15 protein-coding genes and 1 pseudogene are annotated in these 19,030 nt (G+C 70.5%); 8 read left to right on the top strand and 8 right to left on the bottom strand.

The window, feature by feature from the left end:
• Position 1: 1 nt before the first annotated feature.
• The 4 genes from KSO97_RS12070 to KSO97_RS12055 form a co-directional block, all read right to left on the bottom strand.
• Entirely contained in the window at positions 2–1,657 is a 1,656-nt protein-coding gene (locus KSO97_RS12070) for an AMP-binding protein (protein WP_232679178.1), read from the bottom strand.
• Between the two features lie 37 nt (positions 1,658–1,694).
• On the bottom strand, positions 1,695–3,134 hold the full coding sequence (locus KSO97_RS12065) for an aminotransferase class V-fold PLP-dependent enzyme (RefSeq protein ID WP_232679176.1): 1,440 nt from the start codon (positions 3,132–3,134) through the stop codon (positions 1,695–1,697).
• Positions 3,131–4,453 (bottom strand): MFS transporter, encoded by a 1,323-nt coding sequence (locus KSO97_RS12060; RefSeq protein ID WP_232679174.1) that lies wholly within the window; start codon positions 4,451–4,453, stop codon positions 3,131–3,133. The genes KSO97_RS12065 and KSO97_RS12060 overlap by 4 nt, the downstream gene beginning before the upstream one ends.
• Before the next feature lie 80 nt (positions 4,454–4,533).
• The gene (locus KSO97_RS12055; RefSeq protein WP_374198506.1) at positions 4,534–4,983 is read right to left on the bottom strand and encodes a DUF3052 domain-containing protein; all 450 of its coding nucleotides are present in this window, start codon (positions 4,981–4,983) and stop codon (positions 4,534–4,536) included.
• A 257-nt stretch (positions 4,984–5,240) separates the two neighbouring features.
• Here KSO97_RS12055 and aceE point away from each other — a divergent pair, with 257 nt between their 5' ends.
• Positions 5,241–8,018, top strand: a complete 2,778-nt coding sequence (gene aceE, locus KSO97_RS12050; RefSeq protein ID WP_232679172.1) for a pyruvate dehydrogenase (acetyl-transferring), homodimeric type — start codon at positions 5,241–5,243, stop codon at positions 8,016–8,018.
• 165 nt (positions 8,019–8,183) lie between these two features.
• Here the strand turns inward: aceE and KSO97_RS12045 are convergent, their stop codons facing one another.
• Positions 8,184–9,158, bottom strand: coding sequence for an alpha/beta fold hydrolase (locus KSO97_RS12045; RefSeq protein ID WP_232679170.1), 975 nt, complete (start codon positions 9,156–9,158; stop codon positions 8,184–8,186).
• A 274-nt stretch (positions 9,159–9,432) separates the two neighbouring features.
• Between KSO97_RS12045 and KSO97_RS12040 the strand changes: the two genes are divergently transcribed.
• From KSO97_RS12040 to KSO97_RS12010, 7 genes and pseudogenes are all read left to right on the top strand, one after another.
• A complete protein-coding gene (locus KSO97_RS12040; protein ID WP_232679168.1) occupies positions 9,433–10,659 on the top strand; it encodes a CdaR family transcriptional regulator in 1,227 nt (408 codons plus the stop codon).
• A 147-nt stretch (positions 10,660–10,806) separates the two neighbouring features.
• Positions 10,807–11,991 carry an acyltransferase domain-containing protein gene (locus KSO97_RS12035; protein WP_232679166.1) on the top strand — a complete coding sequence of 395 codons (1,185 nt, stop codon included), beginning with the start codon at positions 10,807–10,809 and terminating at the stop codon, positions 11,989–11,991.
• Positions 11,988–13,013, top strand: a complete 1,026-nt coding sequence (locus KSO97_RS12030) for a beta-ketoacyl-ACP synthase III (protein ID WP_232679164.1) — start codon at positions 11,988–11,990, stop codon at positions 13,011–13,013. Before KSO97_RS12035 ends, KSO97_RS12030 begins: the two co-directional genes overlap by 4 nt.
• Positions 13,014–13,064: 51 nt before the next feature.
• A pseudogene (locus tag KSO97_RS12025) lies at positions 13,065–13,226 on the top strand (acyl carrier protein); the annotation flags it as partial.
• A gap of 59 nt (positions 13,227–13,285) precedes the next feature.
• The gene (locus KSO97_RS12020) at positions 13,286–14,557 is read left to right on the top strand and encodes a beta-ketoacyl synthase (RefSeq protein WP_232679162.1); all 1,272 of its coding nucleotides are present in this window, start codon (positions 13,286–13,288) and stop codon (positions 14,555–14,557) included.
• Between the two features lie 79 nt (positions 14,558–14,636).
• Positions 14,637–16,058, top strand: coding sequence for a carboxyl transferase domain-containing protein (locus KSO97_RS12015; RefSeq protein WP_232679356.1), 1,422 nt, complete (start codon positions 14,637–14,639; stop codon positions 16,056–16,058).
• Between the two features lie 99 nt (positions 16,059–16,157).
• Entirely contained in the window at positions 16,158–16,580 is a 423-nt protein-coding gene (locus tag KSO97_RS12010) for a hypothetical protein (RefSeq protein ID WP_232679160.1), read from the top strand.
• A 42-nt stretch (positions 16,581–16,622) separates the two neighbouring features.
• On the opposite strand, the gene KSO97_RS12005 is transcribed toward KSO97_RS12010, so the two are convergent.
• The 3 genes from KSO97_RS12005 to KSO97_RS11995 all read right to left on the bottom strand — a co-directional run bounded on the left by KSO97_RS12005 (position 16,623) and on the right by KSO97_RS11995 (position 18,985).
• Positions 16,623–17,168 (bottom strand): DUF3145 domain-containing protein, encoded by a 546-nt coding sequence (locus KSO97_RS12005; RefSeq protein ID WP_232679158.1) that lies wholly within the window; start codon positions 17,166–17,168, stop codon positions 16,623–16,625.
• Between the two features lie 150 nt (positions 17,169–17,318).
• Positions 17,319–18,212, bottom strand: a complete 894-nt coding sequence (locus tag KSO97_RS12000; protein WP_232679156.1) for an alpha/beta fold hydrolase — start codon at positions 18,210–18,212, stop codon at positions 17,319–17,321.
• A 68-nt stretch (positions 18,213–18,280) separates the two neighbouring features.
• The gene (locus KSO97_RS11995; protein WP_232679154.1) at positions 18,281–18,985 is read right to left on the bottom strand and encodes a tetratricopeptide repeat protein; all 705 of its coding nucleotides are present in this window, start codon (positions 18,983–18,985) and stop codon (positions 18,281–18,283) included.
• Positions 18,986–19,030 lie beyond the last annotated feature (45 nt).

Here is a 19,030-nt window from a genome sequence, read left to right as displayed (position 1 = left end):
CTCACGCGTCTCGATCGCCCGTGTCGGCCTGGTCCTTCGATTCCTCCGAGTGCTGGACGAGCTCCCGCTTCAGCACCTTGCCGGTCGCGTTGCGGGGCAGCTCCTCGAGGAAGACGATCTCCCGCGGCACCTTGTAGCGCGCGAGGTTCTCCTTCACCCACCCCTTGAGGTCGTCCTCGGTGACCCCGCTCGCCTCGGCCAGCACGACGAACGCACGCAGTCGCTTGCCGTACTCGTCGTCGTCGACGCCGATCGCGGCGACCTCGGTGACGCCGTCGTGGCGCGCGAGACAGTCCTCGACCTCCTTGGGGAAGACGTTCTCCCCGCCGGAGACGATCATCTCGTCGTCACGGCCCTCGACGTAGAGGCGACCGTCCTCGGCGAAACGACCGACGTCACCGGAGGACATCAGGCCGTCGATGACCTCCTTGTGTCCCCCGCCGACGTAGCCCTCGAAGAGCAGTCCGTTGCCGACGAAGATGCGGCCCGACGTGCCGTCGGGTACCTCGCTGCCCTGGTCGTCGAGGATCTTGACGACGGTCGCGTACGGCGGCTTGCCCGCAGTGGAGGGCGCGGCGCGCAGGTCGCGCGGGCCCGCGATGGCGGCGTAGGCCACCTCGGTGGAGCCATAGATGCTGTAGAGGTTGTCGCCGAAGCGGTCCATCCAGGTCGTCGCCAGGTCGCCGGGCAGCGCCGATCCCGAACTGGCCACCACCTGCAGCGTCGGGACGTCGTAGCGGCGCTGGATCTCCTCCGGCAGCGCGAGCACACGCTGCAGCATCACGGGGATGACAACGGCGGAGTCGCACCGCTCGTCCTCGATGGTCGCCAGGAAGGTCTCAGGGTCGAACTTGCGCCGCAGCACCAGGGTCGAGCCCAACAGCATGCCGAGCGCGAAGTGGGCGAACCCCCAGGTATGGAAGAGCGGCGCGGCCACGTGGGTGCGCCAGCCGTACTTGAGCGGGATCCCCGAGAGCAGCGAGACGGCGGCGTCGATGCCGGCCTCGTTGCGCGGCGCGCCCTTGGGCGTTCCGGTGGTGCCCGAGGTCAGGATGATCGTGCGACCGTGCCGCTCCGGCGGCGTGTGGTCGGCGTCGTCGTGGGTCTCGATCAGGGCGTCCAGGGTGTCCACCCCGTCGACCGGATCGTCGCACCACCCGATGATCGTGAGATCGACGTCTGCCTTCGCGACGAGGCCGGTGAACTCCTGGTCGTAGATGAGGACGCTCGGCTTGTCGCGCTCGAGCACCTCGACCAGCTGGGGGCCCGCGAACGCGGTGTTGAGGTAGAGGGCGTCGGCGCCGAGCTTCGCGGCCGCGATGCTCGCGTCGATGAACCCGCGGTGGTTGCGGCACATGATGGCGACGCCGTCGCCTTCGCCCACACCGCGCTCACGCAGGGCCCGAGCCAGTGAGTTCGACCGGGAGTGGAGCTCGCCGAAGGTGAGTGAGCCCCGCTCGTCGATGAGGCCCACCTGGTCCGGCGCCCGCAGAGCGAGAGAGGTGAAACCTCCCGCAGGTCCGGTACCCCAGGCGCGCAACGTCTTCAGCAGCCGGCCGAGCACCAGTGGCGAGTACGGACGGATGATCCCGGCACGACCCAGCACCTTGAGGGAGGTGCCGGCCGAGGAGACGCCAGCGCTGATCTTGGAGGGCACGGACCCCAGACTAGGAGATCGACCTCCGGCAGCGCGCCTACCCCACCGGGCGGCTGAGACGGTCCAGGAAGGCCACGAGGACGGCTTCGCGCAACGATGGCGTCGCGAGGTCGAGCAGCGCGTTCACCTCCGCCATCCGCTCGGGCAGTGCCAGGGCCTGCCCACCATCGCCGGGGGCATCACCGATCAGGCCCGCGGCGGCCAGCAGACCGTCGAAGTCCTCGTCGCTGAGCGACGTCGGGTCCAGCGCCGCGACGACCGCGGCCACGCCGTCGTCGACCTGCACCGGCCCGGCGGCGACGGACGCGGCCACGGCGGCGGCGAGCGCCTCCTCGAACTCCGCGAGGTGCTGGGCGGTGCCCGCACTCACCGAGAGGTGCACCGTGGGCCCCTGGGTGCGGTAGGAGAGCTGAGGCTGCACGTGCCAGCCGCGCGCTGCCATCTCGTCGCACAACGTGAAGGGATCGAGCGCCTCGTCGGTCCGCAGCGCGATCAGCGTCGAATCGGGCCGGCACAGCAGGTGCAGGTGCTCGGTGCGCTCCACCACGCCGGCGATGACGTCGGTGGCGTCCAGCGCTGCGCGTGTGAGGTCGAGGTAGCCCTGCTCGCCCAGGTGCTGGGCGACGGCCCAGGCACCCGCAAGCGGACCGCCCGACTTCGTGGACTGCATCGTGGTGTTGAGCATCGTGTAGCCCGGCCAGTCCGCCCAGGCGAAGAACTGCGGACGACGAAGCTCCGCCGAGCGGTGCAGGAGCAAGGAGGTGCCCTTGGGGGCGTAGCCGTACTTGTGCAGGTCCACCGAGATCGAGGTGACGCCGTCGACGGCGAACGTCCACGGCACGACCTCCCGGCCGAGTCGCGCTGCCCATCCGAGCACCCACCCGCCGATGCACGCGTCGACGTGGCACCGGATGCCGCGTTCGGCGGCAGCGGCCGCGAGAGCGGCGACCGGATCGATCACCCCGTGGGCGTACGACGGCGCGCTGGCGACCACGAGCACGGTGCTGTCGTCGATCGCGGCGATCATCGCCTCCACGTCGGCCCGATGGTCGGGGCCGACCGGCACGATGCGCGTCTCGAGCCCGAAGTAGTGCGCGGCCTTGTGGAACGCGGCGTGCGCCGTGTCCGGTACGACCAGGTTCGGGCGGCCCGGCACGTCGGGGCGCGCATCACGAGCCCCCTGGACGGCGAGCAGCACCGACTCGGTCCCCCCGGAGGTCACCGTGCCGACCGCGCCTGCGGGTGCGTCGAGGAGGTCGCAGGCCATCGCGACGAGATCGTTCTCCATCCGCAGCAGGCTGGGGAACGCCGTCGGGTCCAGCCCGTTGGTCCCCGCGAAGGCCGCGACCGCCTCACGGCCGACGGCGTCGACCTCGGCCAACCCGGAGTCGTAGACATAGGCGAGCGTGCGCCCCCCGTGCACCGGGAGGTCGTTCGCTCGCAGCTCATCCAGACGGCGGCGCAACTGCTCGGTCATCGGTCGACCTCCTGGGCGTCGAGGGAGTAGCGGCCCAACCACCACAGGCTGAGCAGAACCAGCGCCGCCGGCACCACGGAGAAGCCGAGGGTGATGGCGGTGAGTGCGGAGTCCGGTTGCACGATGTCGCCCGTGGTGCCCGAGCGATAGCTTCCGACGGCGAGCACCACGGCGAACAGGCCCGGCCCGACGGCGAGTCCGAGGGTCTCGCCCGCCGTCCAGACGCCCGTGAAGACGCCGACCCGGCTCGTGCCGCTGGTGCGCGCGTCCACCGCCGCGACGTCGGGCAGCATCGCAAGGGGGAACACCTGGCAGCCGGCGTAGCCGACGCCCACCAGCCCCACGGCCGCGAAGACCACGGGGGCGGGCGCGACCTGCGCCGTCGACGCGATCACCGCGCCGACGAGCAGCACCGAGGACGAGAGCACGTAGCCGCGCTTCTTCCCGATCCGCGAGCCGAGCTGAGCCCACAGGGGTGTCAGGACGAGAGCGGGGCCGACGAAGCAGACGAAGAGGATCGTCGCGGCACCGCTGCGCTCGAGGACGTCGCCGGCGAGGTAGTCGACCCCGGCGAGCATCGCGCCCGTGGCGAGCGCCTGCAGCACGAACGTGGTGAGCAGCAGCCTGAACTGGCGCTGTTCGGCGACGATCCGGAGCTGGTCGCGCAACGTGCCCGGGCCCGGCGTCGCGCGCCCCACCGGCGCGCGGCGGGTGCCGCGATAGGCCCCGATGACGCCCGCCAGGATGAGGACGGCCATCACCACGCCCATCAAGCGATAGCCGTCGCGCCCTCCCACGGCGTCACGGATGGCCGGCGCGCTGGCGCCGGCGACCAGGATCGTCGACGCGAGGATCGCCACCCGCCAGGTCATCAGGCGGGTGCGCTCGAGGTAGGACGTCGTCATCTCCGCCGGCATCGCGACGTAGGGCACCTGGAAGAACGCGTAGGCCGTCGCGGCAGCGAGGAAGAACACCAGCACCCACGCCGTCTCGACCACGGTGTTGGAGAAGCCCGGCGAGGCGAAGATCAGCGCGAAGGCCAGAGCCAGCGGAAGGCCGGCGCGCAGCAGGAAGGGCCGCCGCGGCCCGAGCGGATGGTCACTGCGATCGCTGATCCGACCGGCGATCGGATTGAGCACGACGTCCCAGGCCTTGGGGAGCAGGACGACCAGACCTGCGACGAGAGCCGTCACACCCAGGGTGTCGGTCAGGTACGGGAGAAGCATCAGGCCCGGCACGGTGCCGAAGGCACCGGTCGCCACCGAACCGAGCCCGTAGCCCACGCGAACGCGTCGGGGCAGCGACGTCGTCTCCGTCATCGGTGGCTCATCCGGGGGCGTGGGCTCGGGCGATCGGGGTGATCAGGTGACGGCGCGGAAGGGCTCGGGACGGGCGCGGATCAGGCAGGCGTCTTCGGCGCGACGAGCTTGGTGGCGGCCCAGTCCTTGCACACCGACGCCGTGGTGGTCTGGGAGAGTCCGGCGATCGGTGCCGCCTCGGCGACATCGGCAGCGTCCACGCTGTTGGGACGACCGATCTTCGGTGTCAGCAGCCAGATCGCGCCGCCGCCCACGAGGTCGGTCAGGGAGTCCACCAGGCCGTCGACCAGATCGCCGTCGTCGTCGCGCCACCACAGCAGGACCGCGTCGACCACGTTGCCGTAGTCGCCGTCGACCATGTCGGCGTCGATGGCGTCCTCGATCGCGACGCGCAGGGCATCGTCGGTGTCGGAGTCCCAGCCGAGCTCCTGGACCACCATCCCGGCCCGGAATCCCATGCGCTGGGCGGGGCCGGATGCGGCGGTCGGGTCGGTCGCCGACGTGGCGCCGGTACCCGCGGTCGAGCTCACTGGATCCTCCGGTTTCTGTGTGCTTCTGGGGCGCCCGGCCGCGTGCAAGTCGCCCGGGGTTCCGCCTAGTCCAGCGGAGTCGGCACGACTTCCGCAACCGCAGGTCCGCATCGGCGCGTCTCCGGCACCTTCCACAGCGGTCCCGGCGACCCACGAAATGGCGTGCGCCGGCGTCGGCGAACCGCACGTGATCACCCGTCCGGCGACCATAAACTTCACTACTTCGTAGTAGTACACCCGCGTGCCACGATGGTCGGGTGAGTGGAGACAACGCGCCCGCCCCGTCGGCCCCATCGGTCATCCACGAGGGGCTGCCCACGCAGCTGCCCGACATCGATCCGGACGAGACCCAGGACTGGCTGGACTCCTTCGACTCGCTGGTCGACGAACGAGGTCGCGCTCGCGCTCGCTACGTGATGCTGCGGCTGTTGGAGCGCGCCCGCGAGACCCAGGTCGGCGTGCCGGCCCTGCGCAGCACCGACTACATCAACACGATCCCGCCCGAGCGTGAGCCGTGGTTCCCCGGCGACGAGGACATCGAACGTCGGATCCGCGCCTTCATCCGCTGGAACGCCGCCGTGATGGTCTCGAGCGCCAACCGCAAGGGCCTGGAGGTCGGCGGCCACATCGCGACCTACCAGTCGTCGGCCAGCCTCTACGAGGTCGGCTTCAACCACTTCTTCCGCGGCAAGGAGCATCCCGGCGGCGGCGACCAGATCTTCATCCAAGGTCACGCCTCGCCGGGTATCTACGCACGCGCCTACCTCGAGGGCCGGCTGAACGAGCAGCAGCTCTTCCGCTTCCGCCAAGAGGTCCAGCACGGCACCGGTGCGGGACTCTCGTCCTACCCGCACCCACGGCTCATGCCCGAGTTCTGGGAGTTCCCGACAGTCTCGATGGGCCTGACGGGCATCAACTCGATCTACCAGGCCCGCTTCAACCGCTACCTGGCGAACCGCGGCATCAAGGACACCTCCGACCAGCACGTGTGGGCGTTCCTCGGTGACGGCGAGATGGCCGAGCCGGAGTCGCTGGGCGCCATCCGGATCGCCGCCCGCGAGGAGCTCGACAACCTCACGTGGGTCATCAACTGCAACCTCCAGCAGCTCGACGGGCCGGTGAACGGCAACGGCAAGATCATCCAGGAGCTGGAGTCGAACTTCCGCGGCGCCGGGTGGAACGTCATCAAGGTGGTCTGGGGCCGCGAGTGGGACGCCCTGCTGGCCCGCGACGTCGACGGCGTGCTCGTCAACACCATGAACTCCACTCCCGACGGCGCCTTCCAGACCTTCTCGGTCGAGAGCGGCGCCTACAACCGCGAGCACTTCTTCGGCGCCGACCCGCGCCTGCGCGCCATGGTCGAGCACATGACCGACCGGCAGATCGAGAAGCTGCCGCGTGGCGGGCACGACTACCGCAAGGTCTACGCCGCCTTCGACTCCGCCACCAAGCACGTCGGTCAGCCGACGGTGATCCTGGCCCACACCATCAAGGGCTGGACCATCGACGCTCTCGAGGGCAAGAACGCCACCCACCAGATGAAGAAGCTCACGCGCGAGGACCTCAAGCGCTTCCGCGACCGGCTCTACCTGCCGGTGAGCGACCGCGACCTCGACGCCGCCTACGAGGCCACCGGCACCGCTCCGTTCTTCCACCCAGGTGCCGACTCCCCCGAGATCGAGTACATGCTCGAGCGACGTCGTCAGCTCGGCGGCTCGCTGCCGCAGCGCACCGTGCGCGCCACACCGCTCACCTTGCCGGACGACTCGACGTACGCGGCCCTGAAGAAGGGCGCCGGCACGAACAAGGTCGCCACGACCATGGCCGCCGTCCGCCTGCTCAAGGACTGGATGAAGCACGAGGGCATCGGTCCGCGCCTGGTGCCGATCGCGCCGGACGAGTACCGCACCTTCGGCATGGACGCGATGTTCCCGAGCGCGAAGGTCTACGACCCGCATGGTCAGACCTTCGAGTCGGTCGACCGCAACATGTTGTTGTCCTACAAGATGTCGCCGCAGGGTCAGATGCTCCACGAGGGCATCTCCGAGGCCGGTGCGATGGCGTCGGCCACCGCGGCGGGTTCGGCCTACGCCACCCACGGCGAGCACATGATCCCGTTCTACATCTTCTACTCGATGTTCGGCTTCCAGCGCACCGGTGACTCGATCTGGGCGATGGCCGACCAGCTCGCCCGCGGCTTCCTGATCGGGGCGACGGCCGGCCGCACCACCCTGACCGGCGAGGGGCTCCAGCACGCCGACGGACACTCGCCGCTCCTCGCCGCCACCAACCCAGCCGTCGTCCACTACGACCCGGCGTTCTCCTACGAGGTCGGGCACGTGATGAGAGCCGGCCTGGAGCGGATGTACGGCTCGACCGAGGAGCACCCCGACGGTGAGAACGTCATCTACTACCTCACCGTCTACAACGAGCCCGTGACGCAGCCGGCCGAGCCGGACGACGTCGATGTCGAGGGGATCCTGCGCGGTCTCCACGCCGTCGCGAAGGCCGACGGCACCGGCCCGCGGGTGCAGCTGATGGCGTCCGGTGTCGCCTATCCGTGGATCGACGAGGCTGCTCGTCTGCTCGCCGAGGAGTGGGGCGTGCAGGCCGACACCTGGTCGGTCACGTCGTGGAACGAGCTCTCACGCGACGCCGTGGCCGCCGAGGACTGGAACCTGCTCCACGCCGACGCACCGCAGCGCATCCCCTACGTCACCAGCGCACTGGAGGGCGCCCAGGGGCCGTTCGTCGCCGTCTCGGACTTCATGTCGGCGGTGCCGCTCCAGATCGCCCGCTGGGTTCCGGGCGACTACTGCGTGCTCGGCGCCGACGGATTCGGCTTCGCCGACACCCGTCCGGCCGCCCGCCGGTACTTCCGCATCGACGCCCAGTCGGTCGTCGTCCGGGCGCTCCAGGCCCTGGCCGACGCCGGCGAGATCGAGCCGGCCCTGGTCGCCAAGGCCGCCGCGCAGTACCGCATCGACGACGCCACCGCCGTCGCCGGCGTTCTCCAGGAGGGCGGCGACGCGTGATCGCGACTGAGGAACGAAGTCGCGATCGTCGGTGGTCGAGCAAGCGTCGCGACTGAGGAACGAAGTCGCGAAAGCGCGTCGAGACCCGGCGAGTCGAACAGCAGCCGGCACGGTTGAGGGACGAGTCGCGATCGTCGGTGGTCGAGCAAGCGTCGCGGCTGAGGGTCAGGCCTGGACGCGCGCCGACAAGTCGGTGACCGTCCCGCCGACCGGCGAGAGCGGACCGACCTGCCCCGCGCGCAGCAGCGTGCGCCACTTCGCACGGGAGTAGACCGCCGGACGGGTCGTGGAGATCCAGTCATGCAGGATCTTCACGAATCGCTCGGGGTGGTCCTTGTGCGGGAAGTGTCCGGCATTGGGGATCACCTCGATCCGGGCGTTCGGCGCGAGCGCGGCGGCGTTGCTGGCATGGCGCACCGGGATCACCTTGTCGTCGCGCCCCCAGACCACCGCCATCGGCATCGCCTCGGTGAGGTAGGCACGGTCGGCCATGGTGACGATCTGTCCGCGCCAGTCCACCACCGCGCGGACGACGTGGCGGATCGCGGCACGCGCGTCAGGATCACGGAAGGTCTCGTAGATCTCGGCGATCTCTGCGAGATCGCGGGTGCTCTTCCATCCGGTCGAGGCCAGACCCCGCAAGCCCGCGATACCGAGATGCCGAACGCCAGGGACCGTCAGCACCCCCACCAGCTGGTGATAGCCCGGCGTGGTGATCGCCCGGATGATCGGCGTCACCTCGGGTCCGAGTCCGCCTGAGGCGACGAGCATCATCCGCTCGGTCCGCTCGGGGAACTGGTAGGCGAACTGCATCGCCACGCCGCCGCCGAAGCTGTGGCCGACGACGGTGACCTTGTCGATGCCCAGCACCGTCAGCAGGTCGCGCATCGCGTTGGCGTAGCCACCGACGCTGTAGTCAGCACGTGGCTTCGCGGACTTGCCGTGCCCCAGGAGGTCGGGGGCGATCACCGTGTAGCGCTGGGCGAGTGCCTCGATCACGGGCGACCACGTCGTGTGATCGCACGCGAGGCCATGCAGCAACAGCACCGCGGGGCCAGACCCGGTCTTGACGAATGCGCGGCGGTGACCGTGCAACGTGACGTACTGGACCTCGGCCGGAGGATCCTGGCGCTCACCCACGTGCCCGCCATGCCGCGGAACATTCGTCCCGCCTCGACTCCCACCCATGATGAGCCCCTCCCTCGGATCCGGCGGACCCATCGACGGCATCGCTGCGGCCACGGAACCGGTTCAGGATTCAACCACGACCGCACCCGCTCCGGGCGCGGTCGCGCCGTTCCGTAACAAGGAATTGACATCCGGACGACGGTGAGACGGGCTAACCGCGGCGATTCAGAGGATTCCTACATCGGGTTGCCCCGGGCCGCACGTGCCGCGACGGTACGCTCCACCCATGGCGACGGCGAGTGACACGCCCCGGGATCGGGCGGCCACGACGCTCGTCCGGGCCACCGGCACGCTGTGCAGCTCAGCGCTCTCCCGGATGGACGACGACCTGCCCTGGTTCGCCGAGCTCGGCGCCGAGGAGCGCGCATGGGTCGGCCAGATCGTCCAGGCCGGGGTCCGGGCGTTCGTCGACTGGTACCGCGAGGAGGCGGGTCCCACCGAGGTCGGCCCGAGCGCCGACCGCGAGAGTGCCACCAGGACCGAGTCCTTCGCGCTGGCGGCATCGGTCTTCGGCGCTGCACCGCGTGCCCTGGCCGGCACGATCAGCCTGCAGCAGACGGTCGACCTGGTGCGCCTCTCCATCGCCGTGGTGGAGAACGACGTCGACGCGCTCCTCGCACCCGAGGACCTCGCCGACGTCCGCGCGGCGATCCTGGCCTACGGCCGCGAGGTCGCCTTCGCCACCGCCGAGGTCTACGCCCGCGCCGCCGAGATGCGTGGAGCCTGGGACGCACGTCTCGAGGCGCTGGTCGTCGATGCCGTCCTGCGTGGCGAGGCCGACGAAGCAGTGCTCTCCCGCGCCAGCGCCGTCGGGTGGAGTGCGCGCGGCGATGTCGCCGTCGTCCTGGGCTCGTTCCCCGCCCAGCGCACCGAGACCGACGTCTTCGATGCCGTGCGGCGCGCCGCCCGAGCGGCCGATATGGATGCTCTGTGCGCCGCACAGGGCGACCGGCTGGTGGTCCTCCTCGGTGGGGTCGACGACGCACGCACCGCCGCCGCCCGCCTCGTCGACCTCTTCGGTGACGGACCCGTCGTCTCGGGGCCGGTCAGCGCCGACCTCGAGCACGCCCACATCTCGGCGCGTGCCGCACTGGCGGCGCATCGCGCCGCACCCGGGTGGCCGGACGCGCCGCGTCCGGTACTGAGCGTCGAGCTCCTGCCCGAGCGTGCCCTGGCGGGAGACGGGCACGCCCGCCGGTTCCTGATCGACCAGATCCACCACCCCCTGGTCGGTGCGCGCGGCGAACTCGCCGAAACGCTCGCGGTGTACCTCGGCCACGGCGGTGCCATCGAAGGCTCCGCCCGCACACTCTTCGTCCACGTCAACACCGTGCGGTACCGGCTCCGCCAGATCGCCGAGATCACCGGCTACTCGCCCCAGGACCCGCGGGACGCCTTCGTCCTGCAGGTTGCTCTCGTCCTCGGGCGCCTCGCCATGCGTCCGGCACCCTGACAGCGCACCTCGCGGTTCGCCACGATGTGGGCCAGGACGGCCCGCGATCGATCACACCGTCCTTGTAGGAAACCTACAGAGATGACCGTCCGAAGTTCGTCCGCGTCCACCTCCGTGTCGCGCTGCCAGGACCGCCAGAGTGGAACCGTGCTCGTGATCGTCGCCCCCGGCCAAGGTGCCCAGTCCCCCGGCTTCCTCGTCCCGTGGCTGGAGGACCCGACCTTCGCCACCCGTCTGGGCTGGCTCTCGACGGTCGCCGACATCGACCTGGCCGAGCACGGCTCGGTCTCCGACGCCGAGACCATCCGCGCGACCCAGATCGCCCAGCCACTCCTGGTGGCCACGGCCCTCGTGGCCTCGCTGGAGCTCTTCCCGCACCCAGCCGACGCGTTCGGACGGATCGGCGCGGTCGCCGGGCACAGCGTCGGCGAACTGGCCGCCGCAGCCGGCGCACGCGCGATCACCGCCGAGCAGGCGATGGTGCTCGTCCGCGAGCGCGGCCAGGCCATGGCGCGGGCCTCGGCGGTCACGCCGACCGGCATGACCGCCGTCCTCGGCGGCGATCGCGACGAGGTCCTCGCGGTGCTGGAGCGCCACGGGCTGACGCCCGCCAACGACAACGGGCCGGGTCAGATCGTCGCAGCGGGCACGCTGGACCAGCTCGCGGCGCTCGCGGGCGACCCGCCGGTCAAGGCCCGCCTGATCCCGCTCTCGGTCGCGGGCGCCTTCCACACCGAGCACATGGCTCCCGCGGTCGGTCACGTCGCCGGACTCGCCACCGCCGTCTCGGTCCACGACCCACGCATCCCGATCATCTCCAACGCCGACGGTCACGTCCTTCACGAAGGCCGCGAAGTGCTGCGTCGCATCGTCGCGCAGATCTCGAGCCCGGTGCGGTGGGACCTCTGCCTCGACACGATGGCCGACCTGGGCGTCACCGGCATCTTGGAGATGCCGCCGGCCGGCACGCTGACCGGGATCGCCAAGCGCGCACTCAAGGGCGTGGAGACCTTCGCGTTGAAGACGCCCGACCAGCTCGACGACGCCCGCGCCTTCGTCGACAAACACGGTGAGGGATCCCTGATCAACACCACGCCGACCTGGCGCATGGTCGTCTCGCCCGCCAAGGGCACCTTCCACCTCACCGAGGAGGCCCGCGCCACCCTGGCACTCAACGCGGGAGCCGAGATCGGCGGCGTCAGCAGCCTGCGCGACCGGATCCCGGTGACCGCCGTGCACGGCGGTCAGGTCGTCGAGTGGCTCGTCGAGGACGGCGATCTCGTCTCCCCCGGTCAGCCCCTCGTACGACTGCACCCGGACGGTGTGGAGTGAGCCAGGCCGCTGCGACCGGCGCGCCCCGCGTGCTGGCCACCACGACCGGCACGCACGCGCGCATCCTCGGCATCGGCGCCTACCGCCCGCGACGTCTGGTGCCCAACTCCGAGGTCGTCGACGCCATCGACAGCAGCGACGAATGGATCCAGCAGCGCTCGGGCATCCGCACGCGGCGCTTCGCCGAACCCGACGAGTCGGTGCAGATGATGAGCGTCGCGGCTGCCCGCGAGGCGCTCGCGCATGCCCGCATCGACGCCCGCCAGATCGACGCGGTCGTGGTCGCCACGGTGAGCCATCTCATGCAGACCCCGGCCATCGCCCCGGCGATCGCCACCGAGCTCGGCTGCGAGGAACCGGCCGCGTTCGACATCTCCGCGGCCTGTGCCGGGTTCTCCCACGGCGTCACCCTCGCCGCCGACATGGTGCGAGGAGGCAGCGCTCGGCATGTGCTCGTGATCGGCGTCGAGCGCCTCACCGACATCCTCGACGCGACCGACCGCGGAACCGCGTTCATCTTCGCCGACGGCGCCGGCGCCGCCGTCGTCGGTCCGAGCGAGGTGCCCGCGATCGGGCCCGTCGTCTGGGGCTCCGATGGCGAGCAGTTCGACCTGATCCGCCAGCGAGAGGACTGGCGCGACGTCATGGCCAGCCCGACGCCGATCACACCCCACCTGACGATGCAGGGCGCCGCGGTGTTCCGCTGGGCCTCCTTCACGATGGCCAAGATCGGGCTGCAGGCTCTCGACCGGGCCGGCATCACCGTCGACGACCTCGACTGCTTCGTTCCCCATCAGGCCAACATGCGCATCACCGACGCCATGGCCCGCGCGATGAAGCTGCCGGACTCGGTGCGCATCGCCCGCGATGTCGCCGACCAGGGCAACACCTCCGCGGCGTCCGTCCCCCTCGCGCTCGCGCGACTCTACGAGGACGGCGACGCCCGTAGCGGCGACGTCGCCCTGCTCATCGCCTTCGGCGCCGGCCTGGCCTACGCGGCCCAGGTCGTCGTCCTGCCGTAGGCGCCACCACCCCAGTCACCGCCCGCGAGGCGCCGCGGGCCGCCCCCANTCGACAAGTCCTTCGTCGACGACCTCGACGTCGACTCGCTCTCGATGGTCGAGGTCGTCGTCGCCGCCGAGGAGAAGTTCGGCGTGACCATCCCCGACGACGAGGTGAAGAACCTCAAGACGGTCGGCGACGCCGTCGCCTACATCGAGCGCGCCTCCGCCTGATCCTCACCGCCCGCGCACACCGACACGCATCAGCACTGCACCGAAGGAGACACCCGGACATGGGCGACAAGAGCCGCACCCGCGTCGTCGTCACCGGCCTCGGCACCTCGAACCCGGTCGGGGGTGACGTCCCGAGTACCTGGGACGCACTTCTCGCCGGGCGCTCCGGCGTACGCCGTCTGGAGGAGGACTGGGTCGAGGACCTGCCCGTCAAGATCGCCGCTCGCGCAGCGGTAGAGCCGACGGAGGTCCTCGATCGCGTCAAGGCCCGGCGTCTCGATCGCAGCAGCCAGCTCGCGATGGTCTCGGTGATGGAGGCCTGGCGGGACGCCGGACTGGACGTCCCCCAGGCCGCCGGCGAGTTGGACGGCGATCGCGTCGGCGTCGCGCTGGCATCCGGCATCGGCGGCGTCACCACGCTGCTGTCGAACTACGACACGATGCTGGCCAAGGGCCCTCGTCGCGTGTCCCCACTGGCCGTGCCGATGTTGATGGCCAACGGTCCGGCGGCGAACGCGAGCCTCTACGTCGGGGCTCGGGCCGCGGTGAACACGCCGGTCTCGGCCTGCGCCTCCGGCAACGAGGCCATCGCCCTCGCCGTCGACCAGATCCGTCTCGGCCGCGCCGACGTGGTGGTCGCGGGCGGAACCGAGGCGGCGATCCACGCACTGCCGATGGCCGCCTTCGCGAACATGATGGCGCTGTCGAAGACCGGCAGCGAGGAGGGCGGCGACCCGACCGCGGTCAGCCGGCCGTGGGACACCGGACGCGACGGCTTCGTGCTGGGCGAGGGCGCCGGTGTGCTCGTGCTCGAGTCCGAGGAGCACGCCCGCGCCCGGGGCGCACGGATCTATGCCGAGATCCTCGGCGCCGGCATCACCGCCGACTCCCACGACATCGCCCAACCGGATCCCGCCGGTCGCGGAGGCTCACGCGCGATCCGGCGAGCGCTGCTCGAGTCCGACATCGACCCGAGCGCCATCGTGCACGTCAACGCCCATGCGACCTCCACGCCCCAGGGCGACATCGCCGAGGGTCTGATGCTCCACGCGACCCTGGGCTCGCACGTGGACCGCGTCGTCGTCACCAGCACCAAGTCGATGACCGGTCACCTGCTCGGCGGAGCCGGTGCGCTCGAGGCCGTCGCCACCGTGCTCGCCGTCCACCATCGGATGGCGCCGCCCACGATCAACCTCGACCACCAGGACCCCCAGGTCGAGCTCGACATCGCGACGAAGCCCCGCGATCTTCCCGCCGGCGACGTCGCCGCGCTGAACAACTCCTTCGGCTTCGGCGGCGCCAACGTCGCCGTCATCATCGGCAGCGTCTAAGAGGGCGCGCGGCCTCTCCGAGGTCTCGACACCTCCAAGAGATCGGAAACCAGACCACGTGACCGTCACCAGCCCGCCCATTCCGGTCCGTCCATCGCGCGGCAACGACCCCCGCAACCCGCTGCTGCGCCTGGCCGCTCTGCTCGACGCCGGCAGCCTCGAGCTCATCTCGGAGGATCCGCTCGCCACGGACTCCGGCATGGCCGCAGCCACCGGCACCGTCGACGGCACCCCGGTCGTGGCCTTCTGCTCCGACGCCACCGTCATGGGCGGGGCGATGGGCGACATCGGCTGCCGCATCGTCGTCGAGGCCTACCACCGGGCGATGACCGACGGCACTCCGATCATCGGCCTGTGGCACTCCGGTGGGGCGCGACTGGCCGAGGGCGTGCTGTCCCTGCACGCGGTCGGTCGGATCTTCCGCGTGATGACGCAGGCCTCCGGAGTGATCCCGCAGATCTCGGTGGTTCTCGGACCCGCAGCCGGTGGAGCCGCCTACGGTCCCGCCCTCACCGACGTCGTGATCCTCGGACCCGAGGGACGCATCTTCGTGACCGGCCCCGACGTCGTCCGCTCGGTGACCGGCGAGGCCGTCGACATGTTGCGACTGGGCGGCCCCGAGCCCCATGGCCGCCGATCCGGCGTCGTGCACATCGTCACCGAGTCCGAGGAGGAGGCCCTCGGCCGCGCGCGACACGTCGCCGCGCTGGTCGGCGCCCAAGGCAGCCTCGACCTCGATGCCGTCACCGACGTCGACCTGGAGGCGGCTCTGCCGGAGTCGCGCAAGCGTGCCTACGACGTCCACCCGCTCATCGGCAAGCTCCTCGATGAGGGCACGGTGCAGGAGCTGCACGAGCGCTGGGCGCCGAACGTCGTCACGGCTCTGGGACGACTCGGTGGCCGTACCGTCGGCGTGGTCGCCAACAACCCGTTGCGTCTGGGCGGATGCCTCGATTCCGCCTCGGCGGAGAAGGCCTCGCGCTTCGTCCGGATGTGCGACTCCTTCGGCATCCCGCTGGTCGTCGTCGTCGACGTCCCGGGCTATCTCCCGGGTGTCGGACAGGAGTGGGACGGCGTCGTACGACGAGGCGCGAAGCTGCTGCACGCCTTCGGCGAATGCGTCGTACCGCGGATCACGCTCGTGACCCGCAAGACCTACGGCGGCGCCTACATCGCGATGAACTCGCGCTCCCTGGGGGCGACGCGGGTGTTCGCCTGGCCCGGGGCCGAGGTCGCCGTCATGGGCGCCGTCGCGGCTGTGCGCATCCTGCATCGCCGGCGTCTCGCCGAGGTCTCCCCCGACATCCGAACGCAGGTGGAGAACGAGCTCGCCGCGGAGCACGAGCGCATCGCCGGAGGGGTCGAGAAGGCCGTCGAGATCGGTGTCGTCGACGAGGTGGTCGAACCCGCGCGCACGCGGTCGGCGATCGCGGGCGCGATCATGGACGCCGTCCAGCGGGACGGCGTCCTGCGAGGCAAGCACAGCAACATCCCGCTCTGACTCGTATCCGGTTCACGCTCACCACGTGACCGTGACCACATCCCGCCCCGGCCGTTGGTAGGTTTGACCGACGCCAGCGACTGACGGGAGTGGCCAAGCATGCTGCGTAGCAGGATCACCGGAGCTGTCGCTGGTGCGGCCGTGCTCGCCAGTCTCGTGCACGCCGTGCCGGCTGCGGAGGCGAAGAAGCCGCGGTACCCGTGGGGCACCGTGACCTCGGCGAACCACGTGCTCAAGCGCGGCTGCCACGACTACACGTTGCAGTACAAGGTGAATGCCCCGACCAACGAGTGGGCCGCCGAGATCATCGTGATCAATCCCAACGGGCGTCGGCTGGCGTCCTACGCGATCGACAAGGACTCCGACCCTGCCGTTGGTCGCCTCACGCTGGATCTTTGCCGAGCCTCGACCGTCTACGGCAAGCACCGCCTGGAGATGAAGGTGACCTGGCAGCGCGGCCGCGAACTGCGCGACGGCTGGGTCAAGGCGACGTTCTTCCGCTTCACCCGTTCGTCCGGCTGAGCGGTCGGTCGCCTCGCTCGTGGCGCCGACCGCCTGCGGTCGCTAGACGACCTGGTGCAGCCAGCGCACCGGGGCGCCGTCTCCGGCGTACCGGAACGTCTCGAGTTCGTCGTCCCAGGGCTTGCCGAGAAGCTTGTCGATCTCCAGCTCGATCGTGGACTCGCCCAGGGCTGAGCGCACCACGGCGGCCTTGAGCCTGTCCTCGGGGATCATGATGTCGCCGTGGAGTCCGGTGACCGCGTGAAACACACCGAGATCCGGGGTGAAGGAGTATCGCGAGCCCTCGGTCGATGCCGTCGGCTCCTCGGTGATCTCGAAGCGAAGGTGACTCCACCCGCGCAGCGCCGAGACGATCGAGGCGGCGCTGCCGGCCTCGCCGCTCCACGACAGCTCGCTGCGATAACTGCCGGGCTGCGCCGGCTGAGGCGTCCAGACGGGCTGGACCGGCGCGCCGAGGACGCCGGCCACGGCCCACTCGATGTGCGGGCAGAGCGCGGACGGCGCCGTGTGCACGTAGAGCACACCCCGCGTCGTCGAGCGCGGCGTACCTGCGTGGAAGCTTCCTGAGTCGAAGCTCTGAGTGGTCACGTGGGTCTCCTTCATCTCCGGCGCGAGCAACGCCTTCCCCAGCGGGCTCGACACAGATGCAGGTGATTCACGGGACTGATGTGAAGTTGTGCGCTCCATTGTGGCCCATGGTGCGCCTCAATGCCAGCGGCAATCGCCAGATCGCGACGCTCACCGCACCGCTAGGAGGGAGGAGAGCACCTCTTCCGCGATGCCGAGGCCGCCGAGGTGGCTCTCGCCGTCGATGACGCGCAACTCGGCGTCGGGGAGCAGGGAGACCACGTGCTTCCCGTGGTCGAACGGGACGATGTGATCGGCGTCCCCGTGCCACCAGATCACCGGGACCTTCACGTCGGTGGGGCTGAAGCCCCACTCCCTGGTGAAGAGCACCAGATCGTTGAGGGGCGCCAGGGTCTGGAAGCGACTGCCGTTCAGCAGGTCGTCGAGGAACATCGCCTTGAACTCGGGCCGCGCGAGCAGGTTCTTGTCACCAGGGGGCTGCACGGCGGCGTAGAGGTCGAGACCAGCGCCCGCCAACGGCTTGACGACGCGGATCGCCCCGGTCAGGCCGATTCCCAACGGGACTCGGAGTGTCGCGAGAGCGGGCGCGAGCCTCACCGCCAACTGGATGATCCCCCCGTCCGCGGCGTCAGGACCGCGGGTCGGCGCGACGCCGCCGAGCACCCCGACACCGTGAACCCGGTCCGGGAGTGCGGCACCGGCAGCGAGGGCGTACGGTCCGCCGCCCGAGAGACCGATCACCCGCACGTCATCGATCGCCAGAGCATCGAGGAGCAGCCTCAGGTCATCGGCCCAGTCGACGATGTCGCGGTAGAGATGCGGCGTCGACGACCCGATGCCGGGCCGATCGATCCCGATGATCCGCAGACCATGGGCATCTGCATAGGCACGCGCCTCGATCGGGATCTGGCGGCGCGCGCCAGGGGTGCCGTGCAGCCACACGAAAGCGCGCCCGCGCGGCTGGCCGTACTCGGCGAAACTCAGACGCCGGTTGTCACGAACGGCGACCGTACCTTCGAGGGCAGGTCGCTTGATGTCGGTCATGGGCGTGATGATCGCACCAAGCGGCGCACGCCGCGGTCGGAACCACAGCATGGATGGCCCCGATGCGGTCAGGAACGGCGCTCGAGCTCCTCGGCGCGCTCGGCCGCATCGGTGAGCTCGTCACTGTCGATGGCGTGGGTGCGATGGAACCACGCCAGAGCGTCCCGATCACGACCCGCGGCCACCAGGGTGTCGGCGTAGGCGTAGCGCAGGCGCACCACCCAGGACGACCGGCTCTTGCTGTTCAGCGGAGCGAGTTCGAGCGTTCGAAGCGCGGCGTCGATCTGCCCGAGGTCCCGACGCGCTCCGGCCTCGACGAGAGTCATCTCCGCCTTGGCCTCCGGCGTGAAGTTCACGACCGACGGGCTCTTCGCCAGCTTCAGCGCCTCTTGCGGCTTCCCGAGGGCGCGGTGGCAGTCGGCCATGATCGGCAAGTAGGCGGTCGCACCGTTCATCCGCTTCGCGGCGCGCAACTCCGCCAGGGCTTCGGCGTAATGCCCGGCGGCGTAGGCCGCCTCCCCGACCGCCTCGCGCACCACGGCGAGACGCGGGGCGCGGGCCCGCGCGGCGAGGGTGTGGCGATACGCCGTCTCGGGATCGTCATCGACCAAGATCCCGGCAGCAGCCAGATGCCGCGCCACACGCGCTGCGAGCTTCTCCGGGAGACCCTTCAACTGCGCCGAGATCGCACGGTCGAGCTCAGCGCCGGTGATGTCGTCGGGCAGCGGCGGGCCGTCATAGGTCGCCTGGTCGACCGACCGCTCCTTCTCCACACGCGGGGGCCGCGAGTCGCGTCCACGGGAGCGAGCGTCACCGTC

Origin of the sequence: Nocardioides sp. R-C-SC26 (assembly GCF_021246465.1) — a bacterium.
Classification (GTDB): domain Bacteria; phylum Actinomycetota; class Actinomycetes; order Propionibacteriales; family Nocardioidaceae; genus Nocardioides.
This window is presented reverse-complemented; position numbering and strand designations above follow the sequence as displayed.